This is a genomic window from Lentzea albida (assembly GCF_900111005.1).
Classification (GTDB): Bacteria; Actinomycetota; Actinomycetes; order Mycobacteriales; family Pseudonocardiaceae; genus Lentzea; species Lentzea albida.
Map to the genome: position 1 here is coordinate 152,784 of NZ_FOFV01000001.1, position 24,049 is coordinate 176,832.

24 protein-coding genes and 2 tRNA genes are annotated in these 24,049 nt (G+C 67.9%); 17 read left to right on the plus strand and 9 right to left on the minus strand.

The window, feature by feature from the left end:
* Positions 1-147: 147 nt before the first annotated feature.
* Entirely contained in the window at positions 148-3,237 is a 3,090-nt protein-coding gene (locus BMY74_RS00785) for an SdrD B-like domain-containing protein (protein WP_089907852.1), read from the plus strand.
* Between the two features lie 124 nt (positions 3,238-3,361).
* On the plus strand, positions 3,362-4,114 hold the full coding sequence (locus BMY74_RS00790) for a sulfite exporter TauE/SafE family protein (protein ID WP_089907854.1): 753 nt from the start codon (positions 3,362-3,364) through the stop codon (positions 4,112-4,114).
* Positions 4,115-4,120: 6 nt separating this feature from the next.
* Here BMY74_RS00790 and hisC read toward each other — a convergent pair whose 3' ends face one another.
* Positions 4,121-5,188 carry a histidinol-phosphate transaminase gene (gene hisC / locus BMY74_RS00795; RefSeq protein ID WP_089907859.1) on the minus strand — a complete coding sequence of 356 codons (1,068 nt, stop codon included), beginning with the start codon at positions 5,186-5,188 and terminating at the stop codon, positions 4,121-4,123.
* Between the two features lie 76 nt (positions 5,189-5,264).
* Here hisC and BMY74_RS00800 point away from each other — a divergent pair, with 76 nt between their 5' ends.
* The 9 genes from BMY74_RS00800 (at position 5,265) to BMY74_RS00840 (ending at position 12,707) form a co-directional block, all read left to right on the plus strand.
* Positions 5,265-5,906 carry a dienelactone hydrolase family protein gene (locus BMY74_RS00800; protein WP_089907862.1) on the plus strand — a complete coding sequence of 214 codons (642 nt, stop codon included), beginning with the start codon at positions 5,265-5,267 and terminating at the stop codon, positions 5,904-5,906.
* 199 nt (positions 5,907-6,105) lie between these two features.
* Positions 6,106-6,579, plus strand: coding sequence for a hypothetical protein (locus BMY74_RS00805; RefSeq protein WP_089907865.1), 474 nt, complete (start codon positions 6,106-6,108; stop codon positions 6,577-6,579).
* Positions 6,576-7,856, plus strand: coding sequence for a PPE domain-containing protein (locus tag BMY74_RS00810; protein WP_089907868.1), 1,281 nt, complete (start codon positions 6,576-6,578; stop codon positions 7,854-7,856). The genes BMY74_RS00805 and BMY74_RS00810 overlap by 4 nt, the downstream gene beginning before the upstream one ends.
* Positions 7,853-8,608 carry an ESX secretion-associated protein EspG gene (locus BMY74_RS00815; protein WP_089907871.1) on the plus strand — a complete coding sequence of 252 codons (756 nt, stop codon included), beginning with the start codon at positions 7,853-7,855 and terminating at the stop codon, positions 8,606-8,608. The genes BMY74_RS00810 and BMY74_RS00815 overlap by 4 nt, the downstream gene beginning before the upstream one ends.
* A 75-nt stretch (positions 8,609-8,683) precedes the next feature.
* A complete protein-coding gene (locus BMY74_RS00820; protein WP_089907874.1) occupies positions 8,684-10,627 on the plus strand; it encodes an acetoacetate--CoA ligase in 1,944 nt (647 codons plus the stop codon).
* 155 nt (positions 10,628-10,782) lie between these two features.
* Positions 10,783-10,872, plus strand: a tRNA-Ser gene (locus BMY74_RS00825).
* Between the two features lie 42 nt (positions 10,873-10,914).
* A tRNA-Arg gene (locus tag BMY74_RS00830) sits at positions 10,915-10,987 on the plus strand.
* A 393-nt stretch (positions 10,988-11,380) separates the two neighbouring features.
* Positions 11,381-12,094 (plus strand): (d)CMP kinase, encoded by a 714-nt coding sequence (gene cmk, locus BMY74_RS00835; protein WP_177229509.1) that lies wholly within the window; start codon positions 11,381-11,383, stop codon positions 12,092-12,094.
* A 142-nt stretch (positions 12,095-12,236) separates the two neighbouring features.
* Positions 12,237-12,707 carry an HIT family protein gene (locus tag BMY74_RS00840; protein WP_245785901.1) on the plus strand — a complete coding sequence of 157 codons (471 nt, stop codon included), beginning with the start codon at positions 12,237-12,239 and terminating at the stop codon, positions 12,705-12,707.
* Here the strand turns inward: BMY74_RS00840 and BMY74_RS00845 are convergent.
* Genes BMY74_RS00845 through BMY74_RS00860 form a run of 4 tightly spaced genes read right to left on the minus strand, consistent with a single transcriptional unit; the run spans position 12,655 to position 15,802 of the window.
* Entirely contained in the window at positions 12,655-13,323 is a 669-nt protein-coding gene (locus tag BMY74_RS00845) for a class I SAM-dependent methyltransferase (protein WP_089907883.1), read from the minus strand. The two genes, BMY74_RS00840 and BMY74_RS00845, sit on opposite strands and share 53 nt — an antisense overlap.
* Positions 13,314-14,072 carry a hypothetical protein gene (locus BMY74_RS00850; RefSeq protein ID WP_143091402.1) on the minus strand — a complete coding sequence of 253 codons (759 nt, stop codon included), beginning with the start codon at positions 14,070-14,072 and terminating at the stop codon, positions 13,314-13,316. Before BMY74_RS00850 ends, BMY74_RS00845 begins: the two co-directional genes overlap by 10 nt.
* Positions 14,073-14,084: 12 nt before the next feature.
* Positions 14,085-15,137 carry a thiamine-phosphate kinase gene (gene thiL / locus BMY74_RS00855; protein ID WP_245785812.1) on the minus strand — a complete coding sequence of 351 codons (1,053 nt, stop codon included), beginning with the start codon at positions 15,135-15,137 and terminating at the stop codon, positions 14,085-14,087.
* Complete coding sequence (locus BMY74_RS00860; protein ID WP_089907889.1) at positions 15,134-15,802, minus strand: HIT family protein; 669 nt, start codon at positions 15,800-15,802, stop codon at positions 15,134-15,136. The genes thiL and BMY74_RS00860 overlap by 4 nt, the downstream gene beginning before the upstream one ends.
* Positions 15,803-16,316: 514 nt before the next feature.
* Between BMY74_RS00860 and BMY74_RS00865 the strand changes: the two genes are divergently transcribed.
* Positions 16,317-17,159 carry an SAM-dependent methyltransferase gene (locus tag BMY74_RS00865; protein ID WP_177229510.1) on the plus strand — a complete coding sequence of 281 codons (843 nt, stop codon included), beginning with the start codon at positions 16,317-16,319 and terminating at the stop codon, positions 17,157-17,159.
* An 80-nt stretch (positions 17,160-17,239) separates the two neighbouring features.
* Positions 17,240-17,566, plus strand: a complete 327-nt coding sequence (locus tag BMY74_RS00870; RefSeq protein ID WP_143091403.1) for a hypothetical protein — start codon at positions 17,240-17,242, stop codon at positions 17,564-17,566.
* On the opposite strand, the gene BMY74_RS00875 is transcribed toward BMY74_RS00870, so the two are convergent.
* Positions 17,550-18,371, minus strand: a complete 822-nt coding sequence (locus BMY74_RS00875; protein ID WP_089907898.1) for a serine hydrolase domain-containing protein — start codon at positions 18,369-18,371, stop codon at positions 17,550-17,552. The genes BMY74_RS00870 and BMY74_RS00875 overlap by 17 nt on opposite strands.
* Positions 18,372-18,394: 23 nt before the next feature.
* Between BMY74_RS00875 and BMY74_RS00880 the strand changes: the two genes are divergently transcribed.
* Complete coding sequence (locus tag BMY74_RS00880) at positions 18,395-19,306, plus strand: ribonuclease Z (protein ID WP_089907901.1); 912 nt, start codon at positions 18,395-18,397, stop codon at positions 19,304-19,306.
* On the opposite strand, the gene BMY74_RS00885 is transcribed toward BMY74_RS00880, so the two are convergent.
* The gene (locus BMY74_RS00885) at positions 19,251-20,108 is read right to left on the minus strand and encodes an NAD-dependent epimerase/dehydratase family protein (RefSeq protein ID WP_089907903.1); all 858 of its coding nucleotides are present in this window, start codon (positions 20,106-20,108) and stop codon (positions 19,251-19,253) included. The genes BMY74_RS00880 and BMY74_RS00885 overlap by 56 nt on opposite strands.
* Before the next feature lie 66 nt (positions 20,109-20,174).
* Between BMY74_RS00885 and BMY74_RS00890 the strand changes: the two genes are divergently transcribed.
* On the plus strand, positions 20,175-20,384 hold the full coding sequence (locus tag BMY74_RS00890; protein WP_089907906.1) for a hypothetical protein: 210 nt from the start codon (positions 20,175-20,177) through the stop codon (positions 20,382-20,384).
* A 159-nt stretch (positions 20,385-20,543) separates the two neighbouring features.
* Here the strand turns inward: BMY74_RS00890 and BMY74_RS45965 are convergent, their stop codons facing one another.
* Complete coding sequence (locus BMY74_RS45965) at positions 20,544-20,717, minus strand: hypothetical protein (RefSeq protein WP_245785813.1); 174 nt, start codon at positions 20,715-20,717, stop codon at positions 20,544-20,546.
* 33 nt (positions 20,718-20,750) lie between these two features.
* On the opposite strand from BMY74_RS45965, the gene BMY74_RS00895 reads away from it, so the two are divergent.
* Positions 20,751-21,989, plus strand: coding sequence for an ATP-grasp domain-containing protein (locus BMY74_RS00895; protein WP_245785814.1), 1,239 nt, complete (start codon positions 20,751-20,753; stop codon positions 21,987-21,989).
* A 6-nt stretch (positions 21,990-21,995) separates the two neighbouring features.
* Here BMY74_RS00895 and BMY74_RS00900 read toward each other — a convergent pair whose 3' ends face one another.
* Positions 21,996-22,754 (minus strand): hypothetical protein, encoded by a 759-nt coding sequence (locus tag BMY74_RS00900; RefSeq protein ID WP_089907912.1) that lies wholly within the window; start codon positions 22,752-22,754, stop codon positions 21,996-21,998.
* Between the two features lie 62 nt (positions 22,755-22,816).
* Here BMY74_RS00900 and BMY74_RS00905 point away from each other — a divergent pair, with 62 nt between their 5' ends.
* Complete coding sequence (locus BMY74_RS00905; RefSeq protein ID WP_245785815.1) at positions 22,817-24,022, plus strand: DNA cytosine methyltransferase; 1,206 nt, start codon at positions 22,817-22,819, stop codon at positions 24,020-24,022.
* The last annotated feature ends 27 nt before the right edge of the window (positions 24,023-24,049 follow it).

Genomic DNA, 24,049 nt, shown 5'->3' on the forward strand with positions numbered 1-24,049 from the left:
CCAGCGCAGGTGCGGTTGGGGTAGTTTGCCCGAGTCCGCTGGACGCGTGCGGGGGCTTGACGTCCAGGCGGACCACTTCCTACGGGGTCTTGGGGGATTCCAGTGTCCGAGAGATCGGTCAGCCGCGCCCTGCTCAGAATCGGAGCCTTGACCACTGCCGCGGTCCTCGCGTTCGGCACCGCCACCAGCGGTGCGCACGCACAGGAGCCGGAGGCGCCACCTTCGACGAGCGAGGTGACGCCGGCGCCGACCAGCGAGCCGAGCACGCCTCCCTCCACGACGGAGCCGGCACCGCCGTCGACGAGCGAGCCGGTCTCGCCGCCGTCGGTCGAGCCGGTGCCGTCCAGCGAGCCGTCCGCGCAGCCACCCGCACCGAGCACGCCCGCCGAGACGTCCCACGCCCCGGCGCGGCCGACCGGGGCCGAGCAGGAGAACCAGCCGCGGACGACCGTGGCCGAGAAGCCGAACCTGAAGGTGACGGCGTCGATCGACAAGGACCACTACGCGTCGCACGAGCGCGTGAAGGTCAAGGTCACCGTCACGAACCTGAGCCCGTTCCCGGCGGAGCGCGTCCGCGGCACCGCCTCAGGCCTTCAGGTGTCCTACGGCGGCTGGGGAACGTTCGAATACCCCGGCACCACTCTCGCTGCCGGCGAGACGCGCACGGTCGAGTTCTCCGGTGCCATCGCCAGGCTGAACGGAGACAGGCTCGACCTCAGCGTCTACGTGCTGGCGGAGGTGGGCGACTCCGACCACAACGACAACTTCGTCTCGTTCGAGCCGACCGTCACCAAGACGTTCGGCAGCGTGCGCGGCACGGCGTACGCGGACGCGAACCGCAACGGGGCGCTCGATCCCGGTGAGCCGCTCGCGGGCGGGATCGTGAGCATCTACGGCGGCAGCCCGTCCGCCGAGCACCGCACGACCACGGACGAGAACGGCCTGTTCGAGTTCACCAACGTCCTGACCGGCGTGTACTCGCCGTACTACGAGCTCCCCGGCGGCTGGGTGGTGCACCTGCAGCCCGGCCTCGAGCAGTTCGCGGTCGAGCCGAACCGGACGACGTCCCTCGAGGGGCGTGCCTGGCGGCCCTACTCGGAGCTGCTGACCGCGACGGCGTCGCTCGACAGGTCCACCTACGCCTACCCGGCGACCGCGAAGGTCACGGTGACGCTGACGAACACGAGCCAGTACCGGCTCGACGACATCCAGGCCGGGTGCAACCGCGCCGGGAACAGCAACCACTTCGACGGTGGTGCCGAGTGGAACGCGGTGTTCGGTCCCGGCGTCGACCTCGTGGCCGGCGAGACGAAGACGTTCGTGTTCACCGAGCCCGTCCCCGAGGGCGCTTCCCAGGCCGGCGATGTCTGGCTGTCGTGCGACTTCCAGCCGAACCCCGGCTGGAACACCGACGGTCCGCGCGCCAGTGCCAGTGCGACCGTGACCGGCGGCAAGGGCCGCCTCACGATGCACCTCGCCGACGACCGGGACGAGGACCACATGATCGACCCCGGCGAGGAGGTCGCCGGGCTGAAGATCGTCCTGCTGAACCCCGGCACCGGTGCCCAGGTCGCGGAGGCCGTGAGCAACGCGCAGGGCACGCTCGAGTTCGTCGACGTCCCGGTCGGCACCTACCGCGCCGCGATCCTCGGGCCGTGGGACTTCCGGTACGGACCCGACATGGAGACGCAGCAGGTCGTCGGGTGGGGCAGCACCGTCTTCGTCGGGTTGAAGGCGGTCTCGGGGCCCGCTGAGCTGCGTGCCACCCTGACGCTCGACAAGCCGCGTTACGAGTCGCACGAGACCGTGAAGGCCACGCTGAAGGTGACGAACACCGGTGGCCGGGTGGCCGAGCGCGTCCGCCTGCCGTGGTCGCTCTCCGGGCTGGAGGTCCCGGAGGCCCAGTGGGGCGACTTCCGGCCGAACGGTCCCGGTGTCCGGCTCCTCGCCGGGGAGTCCCGCACGTTCGAGGTCTCCGGCACGATCCGCGACTTCACCAACGGCAAGTTGAACATCTGGGGGTACGTCGACTACCTCGGTGTCCCGAACCCGACCAACAGCAACTTCCGCGCCGAGGCCGAGGTCGTGCAGACCAAGGGCTCGGTCTCCGGTGTCGCCTACGCCGACAGGAACCGCAACGGGCAGCAGGACGCGGGTGAGGCCACCGCGGGCGTCGTGGTGGAGGCCAACGGCGGCGCGCCGTACGGCTACTTCAAGACGACCACCGGTGCGGACGGCCGGTTCTCCTTCGCGGAGCTGCCGTCGGGCGAGTACTACGTCGGCTTCACCTTCGCCGACGGCTGGGTCGTGCACTACGAGGGCCGGGACCAGAAGGTCCAGGTGCGGCCGGGGGCACCGGTCGAGGTGATCGCTCGCGGCGAGAGGCCGTACAGCGAATCGCTCAGCGCGACCCTGACCCTCGACCAGGACGTCTACGAACCGGGTGAGGACGCCAAGATCACGATCACCCTGACGAACCGGGGCGACCGCGCGATCAGCGGCATCACCGCCTACTGCAACGGCGTGGGCAACAGCAACCAGCTCGGCGACTCGACCAGGCCGAACCCCGGCTGGGGAGAGCTGTTCGGGGCCGGTGTGACCGTCGGCGCCGGCGAGACAAAGACGGTCGTGGCCATCGAGGCCGTGCCGCAGGGCGCGTTCACCTACGGCACCGTCGTCGCGGCGTGCCTCTTCGCGCCGTACGCGGGCTGGAACATGGACGGTGTCGGCGCGTTCGACACGGCACGCGTGCCTGGTGGGTTCGGTTCGCTGACGGGAGAGCTCTACTTCGACCGCAACGGCGACTACCGGTTCGACGAGGGTGAGGCCCTCCCCGGCACCCGGATCGTGCTGCGCGACCGCGAGCTGGGCGTCGACGTCGCGGAGACGGTGTCCGACGACAAGGGCAACGTGCGCTTCGACAAGGTGCCCGCCGGTGATTTCTGGGCGTGGGTCGACGGACCGTGGAAGTTCCGCGGTGAGTACGACGGTCACGTCCAGGTCTTCGCGGGCAGCGAATCGCGCAGCGGCTTCCCGGTCGTGGCGGACCCGCGGCCGGAGCCCGGTGACTCCCCGGAGCCGGCGGCCGCCGCCGGTGGTTCCAGCGGCACCGGCGGTACCGGTGGCGCTTTGGCCAAGACCGGTGCCTCCGTGCTGGGCCTCGGCCTGCTCGGCGCACTGCTCGTCGCCTTCGGCTTCGGCGCCAGCATGATCGGACGTCGTCGCCGGATCGCGTGACTCCCCGTCCGACCAGCGGGCCCGGCACTCACGCTGAGTGCCGGGCCCGCTGTCATGAGCGCCACACCGCGCTGGTCCGAACGGAGTGTTAGCGTCGCGAACCATCGGGTAACTGGGGGGTGACATGACTGTCTGGGAAGCAATCGCGGTGGTCATCGCGGGTGTGTTCGCAGGCGGCATCAACACCGTCGTCGGCAGCGGCACGCTCGTGACGTTCCCCGTGTTGCTCGCCGTCGGTTACCCACCCGTGGTCGCGAACGTGTCCAACAGCCTCGGGCTGGTGCCCGGCTCGCTGTCCGGCGCGTGGGGTTATCGCGAGGAGTTGAAGGGGCAGGCGGGCCGGGTCAAGCGGTTGCTGCCCGCCTCGATCCTCGGTGGTGTGATCGGCGCGATCCTGCTGGTCACGTTGCCGGACAAGGCCTTCACGGCGATCGTGCCGGTGCTGATCGTGATCGCGCTGGTGCTGGTGGTGATCCAGCCTTGGCTCAACCGCAAGCTCTCGCACCGGCGCAACGCCGACAGCGACGGCGGTTTGTTGCTGTGGTTCGGCGTCTTCGCCGCGGGCATCTACGGCGGCTACTTCGGCGCCGCGCAGGGCGTGCTGGTCATGGGGATCATGGGGGTCCTCGTCAACGAGCACCTGCAGCGGATGAACGCGCTGAAGAACGTCCTCACCGCGTTCGTGAACCTCGTCGCCGGCGTGCTGTTCATCTTCATCGCCGACGTGGCGTGGCTGGCCGTGCTGCTGCTGGCCGTCGGGTCCGTGGTCGGTGGCCAGATCGGCGCCAAGATCGGCCGCAAACTCCCACCCGCCGTGTTGCGCGGCGTCATCGTGGTGGTGGGAGTCGCGGCGATCGTTCAGCTGCTCACGAAGTAGCAGTTCTCAGAGGGTGAACGCGCGGGCGGCGGCCAGGAAGGCGTCGTTCTCGTCGGGTTCGCCGATGGTCACGCGGGCGCCTTCGTCGACGAACGCCCGCACGACGACCTTGTGATCGAGGCAGTGGGCGTTGAACTCGCCGGTGCGCTCGCCCAGGGGCAGCCACACGAAGTTCGCCTGCGTTTCGGGGACCTCGTAGCCCATCGCGAGGAGTTCGCCGCGCACGCGGGTGCGTTCGGCGACGATCGCGCGGCAGCGGACCATCAGCTCGTCCTCGGCGTCGAGCGAGGCGATGGCGGCGACCTGCGCGAGCGCGTTGACCGAGAACGGCACGTAGACCTTGCGCAGCACGTCCGCGACGACCGGCGGCGCGACCGCGTAACCGACGCGCAGTCCGGCGAGGCCGTAGGCCTTGGAGAAGGTGCGCAGCACGGCGACGTTGGTGTGCCCGGCCGCCCACTGCTGCTTGGCGAGCTCGACGCCGTCGGGGACGTGGGCGTCGTCGACGAACTCCTTGTAGGCCTCGTCGAGCACGACGAGCACGTCACGCGGCACGCGGGCGATGAACGCCTCGATCTCCTCGGTGCGCAGCGCGGTGCCGGTCGGGTTGTTGGGGTTGCAGACGAACAGCATCCGCGTGTTCGGGGTGATCGCGGCGAGCATCGCGTCGAGGTCGTGGGTGTGCTCGTCGGTCAGCGGCACGCGGATCTGCCGGGCGCCGGAGACGTGCGTGACGATCGGGTAGGCCTCGAAGGACCTCCACGCGAACAGGACCTCGTCGTTCTCGCCGCAGGTGGCCTGGACGAGCTGCTGGCACAGCATCACCGAGCCGCAGCCGACGGCGATGTGGTCCGCGGGCACGCCGAGCTTGTCCGACAGCCGGTTCGTGAGTTCGACCGAACCCGAGTCGGGGTACCTGTTGATGCCGGTGGCCGCCTGGGCGATGGCCTCGACGACGCTGGGCAGAGGTCCGGCGGAGACCTCGTTGCTCGCGAGCTTGATGGCGCCGGGGATGCTCCTGCCGGGCACGTAGGACGGCAGGGACGCCAGGTCAGCACGGGTTCGCACGCTCATGCACCCGATCCTCGCATTGCTCCGTCCGATTGGTCACGTTGACTGGAGTTCACCCCCTCGTGGAAGGGTGGGAAACATGACCACACCCCGCATCGAGACGCTTTCCCTCTCCGACGGCCGTGAGCTGCGGGTGACGATCGCCGAACCCGACTCCGCTGTCCGGGGCGGTCTGGTGGTGCTGCACGAGGCGCGCGGTGTCACCCAGGGTGTGCGCACGCTCGTCAGCAGCCTTGCTGACGAGGGCTGGCTCGCCATCGCGCCGCACCTCTACGACGCCGACCGCGTGCACGGCGACGACATCCGCGACCAGGTCAGCAAGCTCAACGGCGACCGGCTCCTCGCGGACACCGACGTCGCGTTCGTCTGGCTGGGGCAGCAGGGTGTGAGCGCCGACCGGATGGGCGTCGTCGGCTTCGACATCGGCGGCACGGTCGCCATGGTGGTCGCCGCCAGCCGCACGATCGGCGCCGCCGTCACCGTGCAGGCCCCCGGCATCCTCGAACCGCTCTCCGACGGCCTCCCCGCGCTCGTGGACGTGGCCGCCGACCTCTCCTGCCCGTGGCTCGGGATCTTCAAGGACGGGGACTCGGAAGAAGTGAGCAAGCTTCGTGATGCTGTGATCAGCTCCGAAACCGCGTCAGATCTGGTCAGGTTCAACGTTTCGAGTGACGAAGCATGGTCTCGTGCGTTGAACTGGTTTGACGCTCACATGAGGTAAGGGTCTTTCCGGCGGATTGGAACCGAACCGTTGGTTGGGTACATCTAAGGAGTGCTTCGGACGGCTGACTGGGTGTAGCTGCGAGTAACGCCCAGTGCTGCGGTGACGAGTTATGCAGTGCAGGGGGTTGTGAGGGATGGCTGAAGGCACTGGGACAGGCACGACTGGTGGCACGACCACTGGCGCGGGCGCTCCACCGGTGACACCCGACGTGACCACGTCGGTCACCGCGCCGATCACGGCTGAACAGCTGGCGGCGGCGAAACCCGCTCTCCAGCAGCAGATGCTGGTGGACAAGGCGGGGGCGAGCAACGCCGCCGCCAAGCTGGACGAGGCCGCGGACAGCGGCAAGCTGACGCTCGACGTCGACGCCGCGGACGCGTTGATCAAGGCCGTCGACGCCGCACGCGACCAGGTCATGGACCTGTGGAAGCGCGCGACCGACCAGCTGGCCACCCCGCTGCAACTGGGGGAGAACCCGGTCGCCAAGGCGATCAGCGCGCGCTTCACCGACCTGGCCGTGGGGGAGGACTCCGGTGCCGCGAAGGCGTTGCTCGACCTATTCAAAGTGCTGGACGACATCGGGGACGCCCTGCGCCGCAGCCGCGACAGCATCCGCGACGCCGACGAAGACGCAGAACGGTCGATGAAGAACGCCGGGGGGTCCTGGTGAGCCACGGATCGCACGACAACAAGGGCAACGACCACAACCGCGGTGGCAACGGCGACCGCGACGACAAGTCGCACGGCCGCGACGACGGCTACCGCAGCGAGCTGCACGAGCCCGTCGACTGGATGACGTACACCCACGAGCAGCTCTACAACATGGTGCACACGGGCGTGAACCTCGCCGGTGCCCAGGCCGCCGCGACGAACTGGCAGAAGATCGGCGAGGACATCGCCGGCGTGCGCACGAGCCTGCTCAAGGCCGTCGAGGACTCGTCGGTCGGCTGGGACAGCGAGTCGGCCCGGCTCGCCCGCGACGGTCTCACCGAGGTCACCAACTGGGTCGACGACACCGCCAACTACGCGACCAAGGTGTCGGCCGCGATCACCACCGAGACCAGCAACGTCGAGGCCGCGCGCGCCGCGATGCCGCCGCCTCCCGCAGCCCCCCAGCCGCCGGTGCCCACGGACGCCGCGCTGGTGAACAGGGCGGTCCTGCAGGACCGGCTCACCCAGGTCGACGGCTTCGGCGCCTTGCAGAACGAGCGCCTGATCGCGCAGCAGCCCCAGACCGACTTCGCGGGCTTCGAGACCATCGGCACCAGCCCCGTCGACACCCTCGCGGCCAACGACGCCTCGCACCGTCTCGCAGCGGACGTGATGGCGACGTTCCAGAAGAACTCGGCCGCGGTCGACCAGACCGTGCCGCAGCAGTTCACGCCCCCGGTCAACCCGATCAACCCGACGCCGACCGGCGGCGACCTCACCAACCGCTCGCACACCGGTGGCACGCCGGACGGTGGCGCGGGTGGTGCCGGTGGTGCTCCCGTCGCGACCAGCGGCGCGCAGAACCAGAACCGCGGCACCACGAACGCCTCCTCGCGCTTCGGCGGCGGTGGAGGTGGCGGCGGCCGCGGTGGCGCCGGAGGGTTCGGCGGCTTCGGCGGCGGCATGGCCCGTCCGTTCGGCTCCGGCAACCAGAGCGGTTCCGGTGGCGGCGGTGCCGGTGGTGGCGTCTCCGGCGGCAACGTCGCCGGCGTGAACGACGGTGCGCGCGGTGGCGGCGCCGGTGGTGCCGCGGCGGCTGCCTCGGCCGCGCCCGGCAACACGACCAAGGCGTTCCAGAACCCGCTCGCGATGGGTGGCGCGCCGATGGCCGGTGCCCCCGCGGCAGGCGGCGGTCAGAACGACTCCAAGGAACACAAGACGGCGAGCTACCTGGAAGAGGACGACAACGTCTTCGGCCTGGACCGCAAGGCGGCCCCGCCGGTGATCGGTCAGTGACCCAGCGCCAGTTCACGGTGAGCTCGCAGGAGTTCTTCCTGCTGTGGCAAGCCGTGCACGGCGAGGACCGCGTCGTGCCGCTCGGAACGCCCCACGTCGGGGCGACCCGGGCGGCGCGGCAACGCCTCGTCGAAGCGAGTTCGCAGTCCCTCCAGGCCCGCCGCCTCGGCACGATCCAGCGCCCTGACCCGGACCTCCGCGCCCTGGTCAGCGGCCTCGGCGAATTCGACCGCGCGCTCGAGATCGCGTACTTCAAGGGTGCCGAACTGGCCCGCGGCATCGCGTGCGCGGGCTGGGGCGGTGCCTTCGCCGCCCGCGTGAACGGCGAGGTGCACCTTTACCCGTTCCACCCGACCTCGCTGGCCTCGGCCACGGTGTCGTCGCTGCCGGGCCTCGCGCCGGGCTCCGGCCGTGCCGTGAACGTGCGCTGGGACGACTACGTCCGCGCGGGCAGGGCGGGGGAGCAGGAGGGCAAGCAGGCGTTCCTGGACGTCCTGCGCGACGCAGGCATCCGCGAGCCGGAGGCGCACAACCTCATGCGGATCGTCACGTCCCGCATCGGCGGCGGCGAACTGGGCCTTACCGCCCGCAACCGCGACGGCGTACCGCGCCCGACCGGTCGTTCGGTCTCGTGGCTCGACACGCGCGAGGGCCGCTACCTCCTGCGCAAGCAGGACGGCTGGCTCGTGCTGGCCCCCGCCGACGCCGCACGCCTCACGAGTGCGGTCGACGAGCTGATCTCAGCAGGTTAGAACCACACAGGCGGGCTACCGCAAGTCCGTCAATCACACATGGACGTTCCGTTGTGCCTGGGTTAGACATGGGGCATGACCGACACCGACGTCGAACTGCTGTGGCGCCCGGACCCCACGAGGGACAACGGGATGACCGAGTTCCGCTCCTGGCTCGCGGACCGCGGTCACGACCTCCCCGACTACGAGTCGCTGTGGGAGTGGTCCGTCTCCGACCTCGAGGGGTTCTGGGGCGCCATAGCCGCGTACTTCGACGTTCAGTTCCACACGGGGTACGAGCGCGTCCTGGGCTCCGCGGAGATGCCGGGCGCCCAGTGGTTCCCCGGCGCGACGCTGAACTACGCCGAGCACGCGCTGCGCCGCGGAGCCGACGACGACCTCGCCGTGATCTTCCATCGTGAAGACGGCGTCGCCTCTTCTTTGACGTTCGGTGCGTTGCGTGCGCGCGTGGCCGCTTTCCGAGCCGCGTTGGCCTCTCTGGGCGTCTCGCAGGGCGACCGCGTGGTGGCACTCGTCCCGAACGCCCCCGAAGCCCTCATCGCGTTCCTGGCGGCCGCGTCCCTCGGCGCCACGTGGTCGTCCTGCTCACCGGACTTCGGTGCCCGCGCCGTGGCCGACCGCTTCACCCAGATCGAGCCGGCGGTGTTCGTCGCGGTCTCCGGCTACGTCTACAACGGACGGTCCTTCGACACCCGCCCGGTGGTCGAGGAGATCCGCGCGCAACTGCCCGGCCTGCGCGCCACGGTCCTGATCGACTACCTGGACAACGGCTCGACGCTGCCGGACACCCTGTCGTTCGCGGAACTGGTCGCGGCCAACGAGGGCGCGCCGCTCGAGTTCGCGCCGGTGCCGTTCGACCACCCGCTGTGGGTGCTCTACTCGTCCGGCACCACGGGCCTGCCGAAGGGCATCGTGCAGGGCCACGGCGGCATCGTGCTCGAACACCTCAAGATGCTCGGCCTGCACGGCGACCTGGGCCCCGGCGACCGCTTCTTCTGGTTCACCACCACCGGCTGGATGATGTGGAACTACCTGGTGGGCGGTCTGCTCGTCGGGACCACGATCGTCCTGTTCGACGGCAGCCCCGCCTACCCGTCGCTGAACGCGTTGTGGCACCTGGCAGAACAGCACCGGGTGACGTACTTCGGCACCTCGGCCCCGTACGTCCAGTCGTGCCTGAAGGAAGGCCTCAACCCGTCGGAGACCTACGACCTGACGGGCCTGCGCGTCGTCGGCTCGACCGGCGCACCCCTGACCCCCGAAGGCTTCCGCTGGATCGCTTCCGCCGTCGGCAAGGACGTCCAGATCGCGTCGGTCTCCGGCGGCACCGACCTCTGCACCGCCTTCGTGGCGGCGTCCCCCGACCGCCCGGTCTGGCTCGGTGAACTCTCCTGCCGCGCCCTGGGCGCCGCCGTCGAGGCCTACGACGAGGCGGGCAACGCCCTGGAGGACGCCGTCGGCGAGCTCGTGATCACGAAGCCGATGCCGTCCATGCCGGTCTTCTTCTGGGGCGACGACGACGGCTCGCGCCTGCGCGACGCGTACTTCGACACATATCCCGGGATCTGGCGCCACGGCGACTGGATCCGCATCACGCCACGGGGTTCTGCGGTGATCTACGGCCGCTCCGACTCGACCCTGAACCGCGGCGGCGTCCGCATGGGCACCTCGGAGTTCTACCGCGTGGTCGAGTCCGTCGACGGTGTCGCCGACTCCCTCGTGATCGACACCTCGGGCGTCACCGAGGGCGAGCTCCTGTGCTTCGTCGTCCTGGACGGCGTTTCGTTGTCCGACGTGGAACCGTTGTTGCGCAAGGAACTGCGGGCCTCCCTTTCGCCTCGCCACGTGCCGAACCGCTTCGTCGCCGTCAGCGAGATCCCCCGCACGCTGAACGGCAAGAAGTGCGAGGTCCCGGTCAAGAAGATCCTCGCCGGGGTGGACCCGGACCGGGCCGTCAGCAGGGGCGCGCTGCGCAATCCGGAGTCCCTCCGGCCGTTCCTGGAAATCGCCTCGGAATGATCTAGGTCACTCGGGTCGGGCCGACCAGGCCTTTTACGTCCCTCTCCGACCCTCGGGACGTGCTCTGACCAGCGCGTTCTGGGTTAGGAGGGGGGCGTTTTGCAACTCGGTTGAGGACCTGTGTAACCTATGTCCCGTGGCCAAGGATGGTCCCGGGAGGCTTCGCCTAGTCTGGTCTATGGCGCCGCACTGCTAATGCGGTTTGGGGTAACCCCCCATCCCGGGTTCAAATCCCGGAGCCTCCGCAAGGCCGAGCCTCTAGGGGATCGGTTACAATTGAATAGCCTGCGCTCGTAGCTCAACGGATAGAGCATCTGACTACGGATCAGAAGGTTACAGGTTCGAATCCTGTCGAGCGCGCAAGTGAAGGGCCCCGGTGCATCACGCCGGGGCCCTTCACTTTTCTGTGTGAGGGTCGACGAAGCTTGAGGCGGCCGGCATAGGCGCGATGTCGTCCATCGGTGCGTTGTGGGCAGCGTCACGATCGAGGGATCGCCCGTCGGGCGGTGGCTGACTGCGCCATGCGGTGGGCGGGGCTCGGGGACCGGATGCCTCGGGGTTGTCCCTGTCGCTCGTTTCTGGTCAACAAATGGACATAATTCCAATTCGAAAAGAATTATGGCATCGTCTTCAATCCTGGTTCTTGTGAACGGTCCACACTTCCATCGGCTTGACCTGCGGTTATGATGTTCACGGATCTATGAGGCGTGAATGAGAATGCGACATATAAGCGCAATGGTGTTACGATGGTTCATGGACTTGATGCCTTTAAGTGACTCGTTGCAGCGAAACTCTATTCATTCCGTCGATCGAGTGATCCCGGCCGTGGTGGCTGTAGACGGTCCGGCTGCTGCTGGGAAGACCACCACGTGCTTGGCTCTGGCTCAACGCTTCGGGCTCAGCTATCTCGAAAGCGGGCGAACCTATCGAATAATTGCTCTCGAAGCGCTGCGGCGCAGAGTGTCGACGAGCGATCGGCAAGAAATAGTCATCCTGTGTGACGACCTCATTCGAGAAAGCCGAGATCAAGATCTGCTCACCTCCGGACGCTATGGCAACGAAGATCTCAGATCTCCTGCGGTCAACGTCGCGGTGTCGGACGTGGCGCGGATCGGCGAGGTTCGGGAGCGAGTCACTCACCTGGTGCGGCTCTGGGCTGCGGGCCAGGAGCGATGCATCGTTGAGGGCCGTGACATCGGCACTGTGGTGTTTCCGGAGGCGCTGGTCAAGTTCTACCTGAGCGCGAGCGCCGAGGTAAGGGCGCGCAGGCGTGTCGACCAGGAGCGGCGAGGTTCCTACGAAGACGTGCTCAAAGACGTGATTCGCCGCGATGAGGCGGATATGTCGAGAACTGTTTCACCTCTTGTTCCAGCTGATGACGCCATTAATATCGACACCACTTCGCTGACCTTGAAAGAAGTGCTTGGTCGAATGAGCTCCGCCTGTGCTGCTGTAACGCTTCCATGATCACCTGCGACGGTGGCGTACCGGCCGTTGATCTGACAAGATCAACTCGACACACCCGAATGGTCGACACCGGATCGTGTTCGGAACTTTGGTGGATGTCGCGCTACGGTCCATCCACTCGGGTGTGAGGTGGGTGGCAGTGATGGAACGTGAGAAAAGGAGCGCTATGGGGCCGTCAGCCGAGGTGGAAGTTGCCGGAACCTTGTCGGGAGTTCAAGCGGATTGCTTGTTCTGCAAGCTGCATGACAGTTCTCTGCACGAGATCTTGGTTGAGAGCGACAACTTCGTTGTTCGTTGGGACAACTACCCGCTTTCCAAGGGGCACGTGGAGCTCGTGCCACGCAGGCACATCGAGTCGTTCTTCGACATGACCGCGGTGGAGATCGTTGAGGCCTACACCCTCATGACGCAGGCGCGCGAGGAGATCGACGACCAGTTCGGTCCGGCCGCGTACACGATAGGTGTCAACGATGGCACTGCCGCCGGTCGAACAGTCGATCACCTTCACATCCACCTCATCCCGCGGTACGAGGGCGATGTGGATGATCCACGTGGCGGCATCAGGCAGATCCTGCCAGGACCTCATCCGGACGAGTGGGCACCTCGTTCTTGACCGCCTCCACGATGAACCAGTTTCGCCGTCCGCAGTACGTCCACGTGGCCGCATTGAAGCCGGCGGACACCAGTTCGCGCGTGACGTGGTCGGGGCGGCGGAGGGTGAACCACCGGTCCTGGTCCATGCGTTCGCCCCTGTGCCATCCCTCGGTCTCACCCTCACGAAGGCTGATCGCGGTCGCACCGCCTGCGTTCAGCACGCGGTAGATCTCGCTGAAGGCGTGTGGATGCGCGGCGCTGGGTAGGTGGAGCAACCCACCCGACACCCACACGCCGGCGAACGCACCGTCGTGAAACGGCAAGGTCAACAGGTTCAGCTGGACGACGTTCGTCCTCGTGCCACCTCTGGTGATCTTGAGGAGTTCGAGGCTCAGATCTGCGCTGACCACTTTGCGGCACAGCGAGGTCAGGTGTCGGGTGTCACGTCCGGCTCCGCAGCCGAGGTCGAGCACCGGGCCAGGTGGCAGCATCCGATGGAAATTGTCGAGCTCCTCCTGCAGTCCGGGGAAGAACTCGAGCTTGTCGGTCTTGAGCGCGTACTGAACGGCGTTCTCGTCGTACTGCCGCCTGGTCGTGGCGATGATCGTCTGCAGCTGTGGATCATTCAGGTGCACTCGAAGTTCTCCTGACCTATGGCCAGGCCGAGCTCGGTCATCTCCTCGATCAGCGCTCGGCAGCAGAGGACGTCGAAACCCCGGCTCGCATCAACGCTGACGCATCCGATGAACCGGTTCCGCCCGTTGCGGATCGGCGTGGCGAGCAAGGCTGTGCGATGCCTGAACTCGTTGAAGCTCTTCCACGACAGGTTCATCACCGACTCGCTGCCCTGCTGTTGCACGTGGTCGTTGAACTCCTGCTCGGTGGCGAGCGTCGCTATGAGCGGGCCAACATCGAAGTGCACCTCCTTGTTGAACTGCCAGCAGAGTCCGACGACGCCGACGCCTCGCTGCGGAGCGAATTTCCGGTTCAACGGGTGGGTCGACATCCGGTAGGTGCTCACTCTCGTCAGCACACCGCTCACGGGATGGCGGAAAGTTCGCTTCTTCCGCCAGAAGTGCATCGCGAGGTCGCCGGTGTCGAGCGGCGGCTGGATCTTGCCGCTGATCTCGAGCATCCGTCCGAAGGCTGCCAGGATCCTGCGCCGCATCGTCACGGTGCGGTCGAGCATCGAGCGCTTGTGATAGCTCTCGAACGGGGTCAAGGCCCCGAACACTCCTGCCAGACCGAGCAGTACCAGCGAGACGTAGCCGCGGCCCTGCAGAAGCGAGTCCCAGAACTGCTTGGACGGGATGTTGTACGCCTTGGCGGCGAGTCCCAGCGTCACGACGAGCAACGCCGATTTGTCCAGCAGTCTGGCTGTCACCTGTCTCACTCGCTACCTACCGGCCCCTTCTGCGGCGTGCCTCCACGCTTTGCCCGGCAGGGAGGAGTGCGAACCGTTGCGCCTGCGCAGCACGACCTCACAGGTTTCCGTGACCTCTCCGATGACGTGCAGGCTGATTCGTTCACCCAGCTGATCGACCGCATCCGCAGGCGCCGTGAAGGTGAGTTCGAAGTCGACGGAGTCCCCGAAGACCAGCCCGAGCGGATCGAGTCCGAGGTGGCCGGCGACCTCGTTGACCGACTCGGGAACCGGCAGGGAGTCTTCGAAGATCGTGACACCGACTTCGCTGGCCGAAGCGATGCACTCGATGGTCGCCTTCAGGCCGTCGGAGGTGTCTTGACAAGACGTGACGCGCCCACTTGCGGCCAGTGCGATCCCCTCGTCCACCCGCGCGGTCGGGCTGCGCCAGCTGTCGAGCAACGTCTGGAGGTGAAGATCGTCGATGGTCCGACTGGGGCGCTTCGCTCGCAGGTACTCCATCGCTGCGCCGGCCAGCCCGGTGGGTGCGGTGATGCACATGAGGTCGCCTGGCTTGGCTCCTCGGCGGTACAGCGTGCCGCCGATCGTGCAGACGCCCAGTGCGGATGCGGAGAGGATCAACCTTTCTGCGCTGCCGATGTCGCCGCCGATGTTGGGGCAGCGGAACTTCTCACACGCGTCCTTGATGCCCTGCATGATGCTCTCGAACAGGTCGTCGCTCATGTCGGGCGGGTAGCGCACGACGGACAGGAGGCCGAGTGGGGTCGCGCCCATGGCGGCGATATCGCTCACGTTAGCCGCGACGAGGTAGTGTCCCAGGTTGTACTCGCTGAGGTAACCCATTTCGTAGAGGCGGAACTTCGGACCACGCACGTAGTCGGAGCCGACCACCAGCTCCTGATCTCCTCTGAGTCGGTAGACGGCGCAATCGTCCTGCACATCAGCGCCCGCGATCAGGTCGGCAGAGCTCGTGTCACCCACAGTCAGCGGCTTCGTCGTGCTGCTTTGATCGCGGAAGAGGTTCATGATGACGTTGGTGAGCCGCGTTGGTTCATCTGATTTCATCGTGACCAGCTTTCGACGAGTTCCATCGTCCGCCGAAGGCACTCCTTGCGAATCACCACCGCGTAGTCCCACTCGGGGTCGGGAATGTTCAGAGTGGCACCGACGATGGAGCGAAGGTACTGGCGTTTCTGGCGGCCGTTTGGTATGTACACGCGACTGCGTCCCCGGTGGTGCCGCAAAAAATATGCGGATTCCTGCCAGGGTGGATCACGCAGATCTGTGATCGATTCGAGGTCGACGTACGAGAGCCCGTCGCGGATCAGAAGTTCGTCCACGGCGTCCGGGTCAGCAGGCAGCATGTGCAGGTGAGCGTGCGTGATGCAGGCATGGGTGTCTTCGCCCAAGCCGGAGCCGTGTTCTAGGACCAGCGGTTCGCCGAACGTCGCGCGGTAGATCGACGTGGCGTCTTCCAGCAGCTCCTCTGTTTCCCCGGGGTGGTCGCCGAGTACCTGGGCGAACGAGAGGTAGTGCTTGCGGGGGAGAAGCAGGAGGTGACCAGTCGTCAAAGGCGACATGTCGGCGAGTACTTCGAAGTTCGTGCTCGACCACGCTCTCCTGTGTGGTGGGTCGCCTTCGTAGAATCGGCTGAACGACGTATCGGTCGCTCCGCCGATCTCCTCGCAGAAGTCAGCGCCTTCGCACTGCGACATGTTGATCACCTGCACCCTTCCCGTCGATCTCCTCCTTTGGTGTTCTTGAGATCTTGGCGCAGCTCGATGCAAAAGCTGTGTGCCTCGGCTGAGGTTAGCTCGAATGTCGCAACCCGGAATGGTGGACATTATGTTGACATCGGTCTTCGATGTCATGTTCGGTGACCAATTCTGGTCTGTCGGGAATCTTTCTGGGCCGGATGGCGGGTAATTCAATTTTCGGATGGAATATCGTCAGTCGTGGCTATCGGTTGTGGCCGGTGACCGGCCGCTGTTCGGCGTGTCGGCTGTCCAGGCGGATGCCTTCAGGCCGGTGCATCGCGGTCGGGGGAGGCGCAGGTCTGTTCAAAGCGTGCACGTTTGAAGGGGCAGGATCACCACGTCAGGTCACCGAGCCGGACCGTGGACAACTGGTTGAACCGACTACTACGTTGAGCCGTGCCGGTGCTGGTCGACTTCGGTGTGGCCGACGAGTTATCCCTGGCCTTCCGACGAGCGACCGCGAGCTCAACACGAAAGGCCGGATTTGGTGAACACCTCCGTCGAGCAACAGGTCCGCGAGTACTACAACCACGCAGGGCCCGCCTACCACGCGCTCATGGGGCAGTTCTGGCACCACGGCGACCTGGCGGCCGAACAGGCGGCCCTGTCGCCCGAGGACGCGGCGAAGGCGTTGGCGCGCAGGCAGGTCGACGCGGCCGGGCTGCGGCCCGGCGGGACCGGGCTCGACTTCGGCAGCGGAGTCGGCGGCACGGCCGTCTACATGGCCGAGATCGCCGGCGCGAACGTCGTCGGGATCTCCAACAACGAGTGGCTCTCCGCGCAGGCGCGGAAGTACGCGGCCGAGCAGGGGCTGGCCGACCGGGCCGCGTTCCTCACGGTCGGCGACGAGGACTACAAGTCGCTCATCGCGTGGCCCGACGGGTCGCTCGACATGGTCAGCTTCTACGAGTCGGTGTGCCACCTGCCGGACAAGGCGGCCTTCTTCGCGGCGGCGTTCCGGGTGCTCAAGCCCGGTGCGGCACTGGTCGGCGTCGACTGGATCCGGCGGCCTTTCGGCGACTACCAGACCGAGGAGCAGATCGCGCCCTTCATCGGACCGGTGGAGGAGGTCATCTCCATCCCGCGGCTCGGGACGCTCGACGAGTACCGCGAGATGATGTCGGCCTCCGGCTTCATCATCGAGGCCTCCGAGGACCTCTACCCGGACGTCGAGTGCTGGGGCAGCACGCCTCCCGACGACGGCCAGGGCTGGGGCGAGTACTCCGGTGAGCAGGAGGGCGTGATCCACGACGGCAAGCGCGTGCTCGACGCCGCCCGTGCCGCCGGTGTGTTCTCCGTCGCGCGGTGGGTCGCGCGCAAGCCCGGCTGACGAACGGCCGAGCCCCCTCGGTCTCGGCCGAGGGGGTGTCGGAAGGTGACGCACGCCTGATCTCCGGGCAGAGTGGCGGCGTGGAGCAGCGGGAGATCATGCAGCGGGCGCTCGGCGTCCTCACCCTCAGCTACGACGGCGCGGGTTCCAACGACTACCTGCGCATGGCCCTCAAGTCGTTGCAGGAGGGCGTGTTCAGCTACGAGGTCAAGGTCGACGGCGAGCTGAACGAGGCCGGCGCCCAGGCCCTCAAGCAGGCGATGGACCAGGTGCTGTCGCAGTTCGGCTGGTTCACCGCGGGGCTGCTCTACGCCTTCCACGGGGTCGCGCAGGCGTACGAGAACGACTACGAGGACGCCGACGTGCAGGAGATCCTCCGGCAGCTCGCGCTCAGGCTCGCCGACTGACCAGCTCCGCGCGGACGCCGTCGGAGAACGGCGTCCAGGCCTCGACCGCCCACGGCCCGAACCGCAGGTCCGTCAGGGCCACGCAGGCCGCGGAGATCTCCGGGTCGACCCACAGGAACGTGCCGGACTGGCCGAAGTGGCCGAAGGTCCGGGGCGAATGGGAGTTCCCCGTCCAGTGCGGCGACTTCGAGTCGCGGATTTCGAAGCCGAGCCCCCAGTCGTTCGGCTTCTGCATGCCGTAACCGGGCAGCACGCCGTTCAACCCCGGGAAGACGACAGTCGTCGCCTCGCGCACCAGCTCGACGGAGACGAGCTTCGGCGACAGCAGTTCAAGAGCGAACAACGCCAGGTCAGCGGCACTGGACTCGGCTCCTGCGCCCGCCGAGCCGACCAATGCCGAAGAATTCATCCCCAACGGCGCGAAAACGGCCTCGTGCAGATAGGTGGCGAACGGCATTTCGCAGGCCTCGCCCACGAAAGACGCCAGGACGTCGAATCCCGCGTTCGAGTAGATCCGGCGCGTGCCCGGCGCGGCCTGCACCTCGGGCTTGTCGAACGCGTAGCCGGCGGTGTGCGCGATCAGGTGCCGCACCGTCGACCCCTCGGGGCCGGCGGGCTGGTCCCACTCGACCGCGCCCTCCTCGACGGCCACCAGGACCGCGTACGACGTCAGCAGCTTCGTCACCGACGCGAGGGGGAACACCCGCTGCTGATCGCCCAGCGCACCCACGACGGCACCATCGGCGACGACCGCCACCGCCACGTTCTCGACAGGCCAGGACGCCGCTACTTCCACGCTCCGCATAGGACGCACGTTAACGTCAGGGGGTGACAGTCCGGGAACTGATCGTCCTGGGAACGGCCAGCCAGGTCCCGACCCGCCAGCGCAACCACAACGGCTATCTGCTCAGGTGGGACGGCGAGGGCTTCCTGTTCGACCCCGGTGACGGCAGCCAGCGGCAGCTGCTGCGGTCCGGCGCGGCTGCGAGCGACATCACCCGGATCTGCATCACCCACTTCCACGGCGACCACTGCCTGGGCGTCCCCGGCATCGTCCAGCGGATCAGCCTCGACCGGGTCCCGCACACCGTCCACGCCCACTACCCGCGCTCGGGCGCGCACTTCTTCGAACGCCTCCGGTACGCCAGCGCGTTCTACGACGCCGCTGACATCAAGGAGGTGCCCGTCGAGGGCGACGGCGAGATCGCCACCGGCAGGTTCGGCCGGCTCGAGGCCTTCGCGCTCGACCACGGCATCGACAGCGTCGGCTACCGCCTGGTCGAACCGGACGGCCACCGCATGCTCCCCGAGAAGCTGAGGGAACACGGCATCCAGGGCCCGCAGGTCCGCGTCCTGCAGGCCGAAGGCGAGCTCGACGGCGTCAAGCTCGCGGACGTCAGCGAGCCCCGCAAGGGCCAGCGGTTCGCGTTCGTCATGGACACGAGGCTCTGCGACAACGTCTTCGAACTCGCCGACAACGCGGACATGCTCGTGATCGAGTCGACCTACCTCGCCCGCGACACGAAGCTCGCCGGCGACCACGGCCACCTCACCGCCCAGCAGGCCGCCCGCGTGGCGAAGGACTGCCGCGTCCGCAAGCTCGTCCTCACGCACTTCTCCCAGCGCTACGAGGACCCGGCCGAGTTCCACGCCGAGGCCGCCGCCGAGTTCGACGGCGAGATCGTCATCGCGAGGGACCTCGACCGGGTGCCGGTGCCGAAGCGAGCCACTGGTCCCTGACGATCTCCTTCAACGCCGACGAGCGGGGCTCCCAGCCCAGCGCCCGCAGGCGTGACGCGTCGGCCCGCAGCGAGGGGACCTCACCGGGTACGGCGGGCTTCCAGCTCACGTCCACGGCCCGTCCCGTCACGGCCGCCACGGCGTCCAGCACGTCCCGCACCGAGGCGGGCGTGCAGCCGACGTTGTAGACCGACGACGTGCCCACCTCGCAGGCCTCCAGAGCCACGACGAAGGCGGTGGCGACGTCGCGTACGTGCACGAAGTCGCGCACGGCCGTGCCGTCGCCGTAGACCTCCATCCCGGGCACGGTCCCGGCGGCGCACGCCACGGCCCGCGTGATCACCCGAGTGGTGTCCGTGTCACCACCTCCAGCGACGTTGAACAAACGCAGAGTGGTCGACCCGACCTGTCCGGACCGCGCCGCCCACGCCACCAGGTCCTCCGCGGCGGCCTTGGAGGCGGCGTACGGGGAGGTGGGTTCGCGGACGGACTCCTCGGTCAGCGGGGCGTCCGACGGCCGGTAGACGGTCCCAGTCGAGGCGAGCAGGAATCGTTGGCCCTCAAGAGCTTTCAGGAGGTTCAGCGTTCCGCCGACGTTCGTCTCGTAGTAGGCGAGCGGATCGACGAAGGACTCGCGGACGCGCGCCGCGGCGGCCAGGTGGATGACGGCGTCCACGTCCGGCAACTCGAACGGCTCCGAGAGCCGCTGACGGAACGGAACCGGTTCATGACCGCGAACCCGCAGCTCACGCACCACGGCGCTGCCGACATAGCCAGTGGCGCCGGTCACCAGAACTCGCACAAGTTGACCCTAAAGGTTGACGCGGGCTGCGCCGATAACCCACAAGTGAGTTATCCCCATCGCGCTGTGCACACAAGCATCGCCGGGCTCCTGCACGACCACGCGGTGCACGAGTTCAAGCGGCAGGAGTTCCTGCGCAACGTGGCCGACATCGTGGGTGCCGCACCCGCGCCCCAGCCGGCCGAGATCACGGCGCCGCTGCCGTCGATCAACCCGAAGCGCGCCTTCCTCAACCGCGTCGACCAGGTCCTGAGGGACGCGGCCCGCTCGCTCTGAGCAGGCACTTCACCGAGAGATCCACTTGCTCGCGGGCCTGAGCCGACAGGCCCGTCGCAAGATTCATCCGGCCGTTGCCGGACCGTGCTTCGACACACATACCGGGTGCATCTACGCTCTGCGTCACCCGGCACTCGCCGGTCACGTCCTCCGCTTCTCTTAAGCGAGTTTTCGGCGATGAATCATGTCCTCTCCGCGCTCAACGAGCGCCTCGGCAGGTTGTTCGGTGATCGGCTGGTAGTTCTGGCCGGTGGCACGCGTCTGGCCAAGCGAGCGCAGGAGCTCCATGCGCTCGGCGCCCGCCATACGCTCGTGCTCGATACCGACGATCATGCGCCGCTACATGATTCGGAGATCGCCCGCTGGGTGTCGCTCGGCATCAAGGGCGGCTTCGTCGCCGTCGAACAGCGCCGCCTGGGCAAGCTGCTGACGAAGCCGAGCGCCGAGGTCAGGGCGATCCTGCGCGACTTCGACGCGCGGCGCGAGGCGGTCGTGATCAGCACGCCGTACAACGAGATCGGCGACTTCCAGGGCCGCCCGGTGCTCAACGCCCGGCAGCACGACTGGGTCGAGCTCGAGAACAAGACCACGATCGACGCGCTCTGGGACGAGCTCTCGGCCCGCCGCGCGCCCGCGATGGTGTTCGACCTCGACTTCGAACGCCTCTGGGGCGCCTCGGAGATCCTGGACCGCGGCGCGGGCGTCGTCTGGTCCGGTGACGGTCCCGCGATCAACGGCGGCGCGAACTTCGTGCGCCGCGTGCGGTCCTACGAGGAGGCCAAGGAGGCCTTCGACGTGCTCGCGCCCAAGTGCGAGCAGGTCCGCGTCATGCCGTTCCTCGAGGGCATCCCGGTGAGCGTGCACGGCATCGTCTTCCCGGACGGCACGGCCGTGCTGCGTCCGATCGAGATGGTCGTGCCGCGCCGCCAGGGCCAGGCCAAGTTCCTCTACGCGGGCTGCGCGTCGTTCTACGACCCGCCCGTGTGGATCCGCGACGAGATGCGCAACCTGGCCCGCCGCGTCGGTGAGCACCTGCGCGGCACCGTCGGCTACCGCGGCACGTTCACGCTGGACGGCATCGCGACCGAGGACGGCTTCCTGCCGACCGAGATCAACACCCGCTACGGCGGCGCGATGGTGTGCTTCGAGGACGCCGTCCCGACGCTGCCGCTCGCGCTGGTCCAGGTCGCCCTCGTGGCGGGCTGGGACCTGGGCATCTCCTCGATGGAGTTCGAGGAGCTCGTCCTGCAGGCCGCGGACAACCACCGCGCCGGTGCCGTGGGCGCCAACGTGCGCGCCGTGCAGCCGACCGAAGTGGACGAACGCCGGGTGATCTTCACCGGCTGGGCCTGCCGCCTCGCGCACGCCGACGAGCCCGCGCACGCCACGCTGCGGCTGTCGCCGTCGCCCATCGGCGGTCGCCTCGACCTCGACCTGCACCGCGAGAACATGCCCGTGGGCGCACCGGTGGCCGCGCTGACGGTCGCCGCGTTCGCACTGGCGGACCAGGAGTGGGGGACGGGCCTCGGCGCCCTGGAGCCCGCGATCGCGGTCGAGGACGTCGTTCCGGTGGAGGAGTCCTTCGAAGAGGCCGTCACGGCCTGAGCGGACCTACCAGGCGCCCTCGTCGCCGTACGCGGAGACGAGGGCGAACCGGTAGCCCATCAGGGCGGCGGTGATCTCACGGGGCTGGTGCGCGGGCCGCACCAGCCCTTCGCCGAGCACCTTGGGCACCTCGACGCCGAGCAGTTCGGGCGAGCCCTTCAGCAGCGCCACGGCGATCTCGGCGGCGTCCGCGAGCATCTCCTCGCCCGGCAGGTCGATCATGTCGGTCATCAGGCCGTGCACGAACGACGGCAGCTTGTCCGGCACCGCGCAGGCCAGGGCCACGAGGCACGCGACCCGTTCGGACGCCAGCGCCTCGAAGATCTTCGGCGCGCCCTGGGCGACGGCGTGCCGCGTCTGCGTCAGCCAGTCCGGAGCCGTGCGGGGCAGTTCGCGGCCGAGGGCGTTCCAGCGGCGGTGCGTGCGCCGTCCGTCCTCCGTGAAGCCCTTGCCCGCCAACGCCATGGCGGCCAGCAGGAAGATGACCCGGTCCCGCACGTCGCCCGCGACCTTGTAGGACGCCCCCAGCTCCACCAGGAACGGCACGGCGCAGAACGAGGCCTCGGACACCGTGTCGTCGGTCAGGAGACGCTCAGCGAGCTGTGAGAGCGCGTTCTGGCGCACCTCCCCGCTCGGGTCCACCAGGTCGCGCAGCAGACGGGGCACCCGACCGGCGCCACCCCGGCCGTCGTAGACCTCGGCCCAGGAAATCCTGTCGAGTCCGCGCAACGGGTCAGGCCGTTGCCAGGCACGCGGCAGCTCCATAGGCGGGAAAGGTACGGGATGTCACGGAAAGGTCCTCGGAGCCTCGCCCGTACGATCTCGCCGTGTCCTTCTCGGTGGCCGACATCTTCTCGGGTGCGGGCGGCATGAGCTACGGCTTCCACGCCCACCGCGACTTCCGGGTGGTCGGTGCCGCCGACGCGCAGATCGGCAAGCCCAGCTCCAAGCTGGGTTCGTTGCGCTGCAACGACACCTACCGCGCGAACATCGGCGTCGACCCGCTGGAGGTCGACCTCGCGAAGGTCTCGCCCGCGGCGTTGCGCGAGGTGTGGGGCCTGCGGCGCGGTGAGCTCGACGTGCTGCTGGCGTGCCCGCCGTGCTCGGGCTTCAGCCGCATCACCTCGCAGAACCACCTGCGCGACGACCCGCGCAACTCCCTCGTCGGCCGGATCGCGGTGTACGCGCAGGAGCTGCGCCCGAAGGTCGTGCTGATGGAGAACGCCCGCGAGCTCGTCAAGGGCAAGCAGCGCCACCACTTCGACAGCCTCGCCGAGGAGCTCACCCGGATCGGGTACTCCGTCTGGGGCGGCACGCACATGCTCTCGAGGTTCGGCCTGCCGCAGCTGCGCGAGCGGACCCTGATGGTCGCGGTGGACGGCGGCCTGCCGCTGCTCACGCTGGACGACCTGTGGGAGGGCAGGGTCATCCGGCCGTCCGCGATCACGGTCCGGCGCGCGATCGGCAAACTCCCGGTCGTGGCGGCCGGCGTCGCCGACGCCGAGGACCCCATTCACGTCTCGCCCACCTTTTCCCAGGACCGCAGTCTCGAAAGAATGCGCGCGATTCCTGCGAACGGCGGATCGTGGGCTGATCTGCTCCGCTCACCGGCGACAGCAGAGTTGTTGAATCCGGCACAACGCAAGATCGTCGAACAGCAGAACTGGGGTTCGCACCCCGATGTCTACGGCCGCATGTGGTGGGACGAACCGGCCAGAACCATCAAGCGGGAATGCGGGCACGTCGGCAACGGGCGATATGCCCACCCCGTCCAGCACCGGCTCTGCACGGTCCGCGAGATGGCGCTCCTGCAAGGGTTTCCGCGCCAGTTCCGCTTCGACGTCTCGATTCTCGGGAACGCCTACCGCCATGTGGGTGACGCCGTTCCTCCGCTCATCGCCTACCAGTTGGCCGGGCTGACCAAGTGGATTCTCACCGGTCACCGCCCCGAGCCCAGGGAGATGTGCCTGCGCGGCACTTCGCTGCGTCCGGGAGACATTCGACCGGTGGAAGTGGCCGAAATGGTGGCCTAGGTCTCCCAAGACCTTTGAACCGCGACC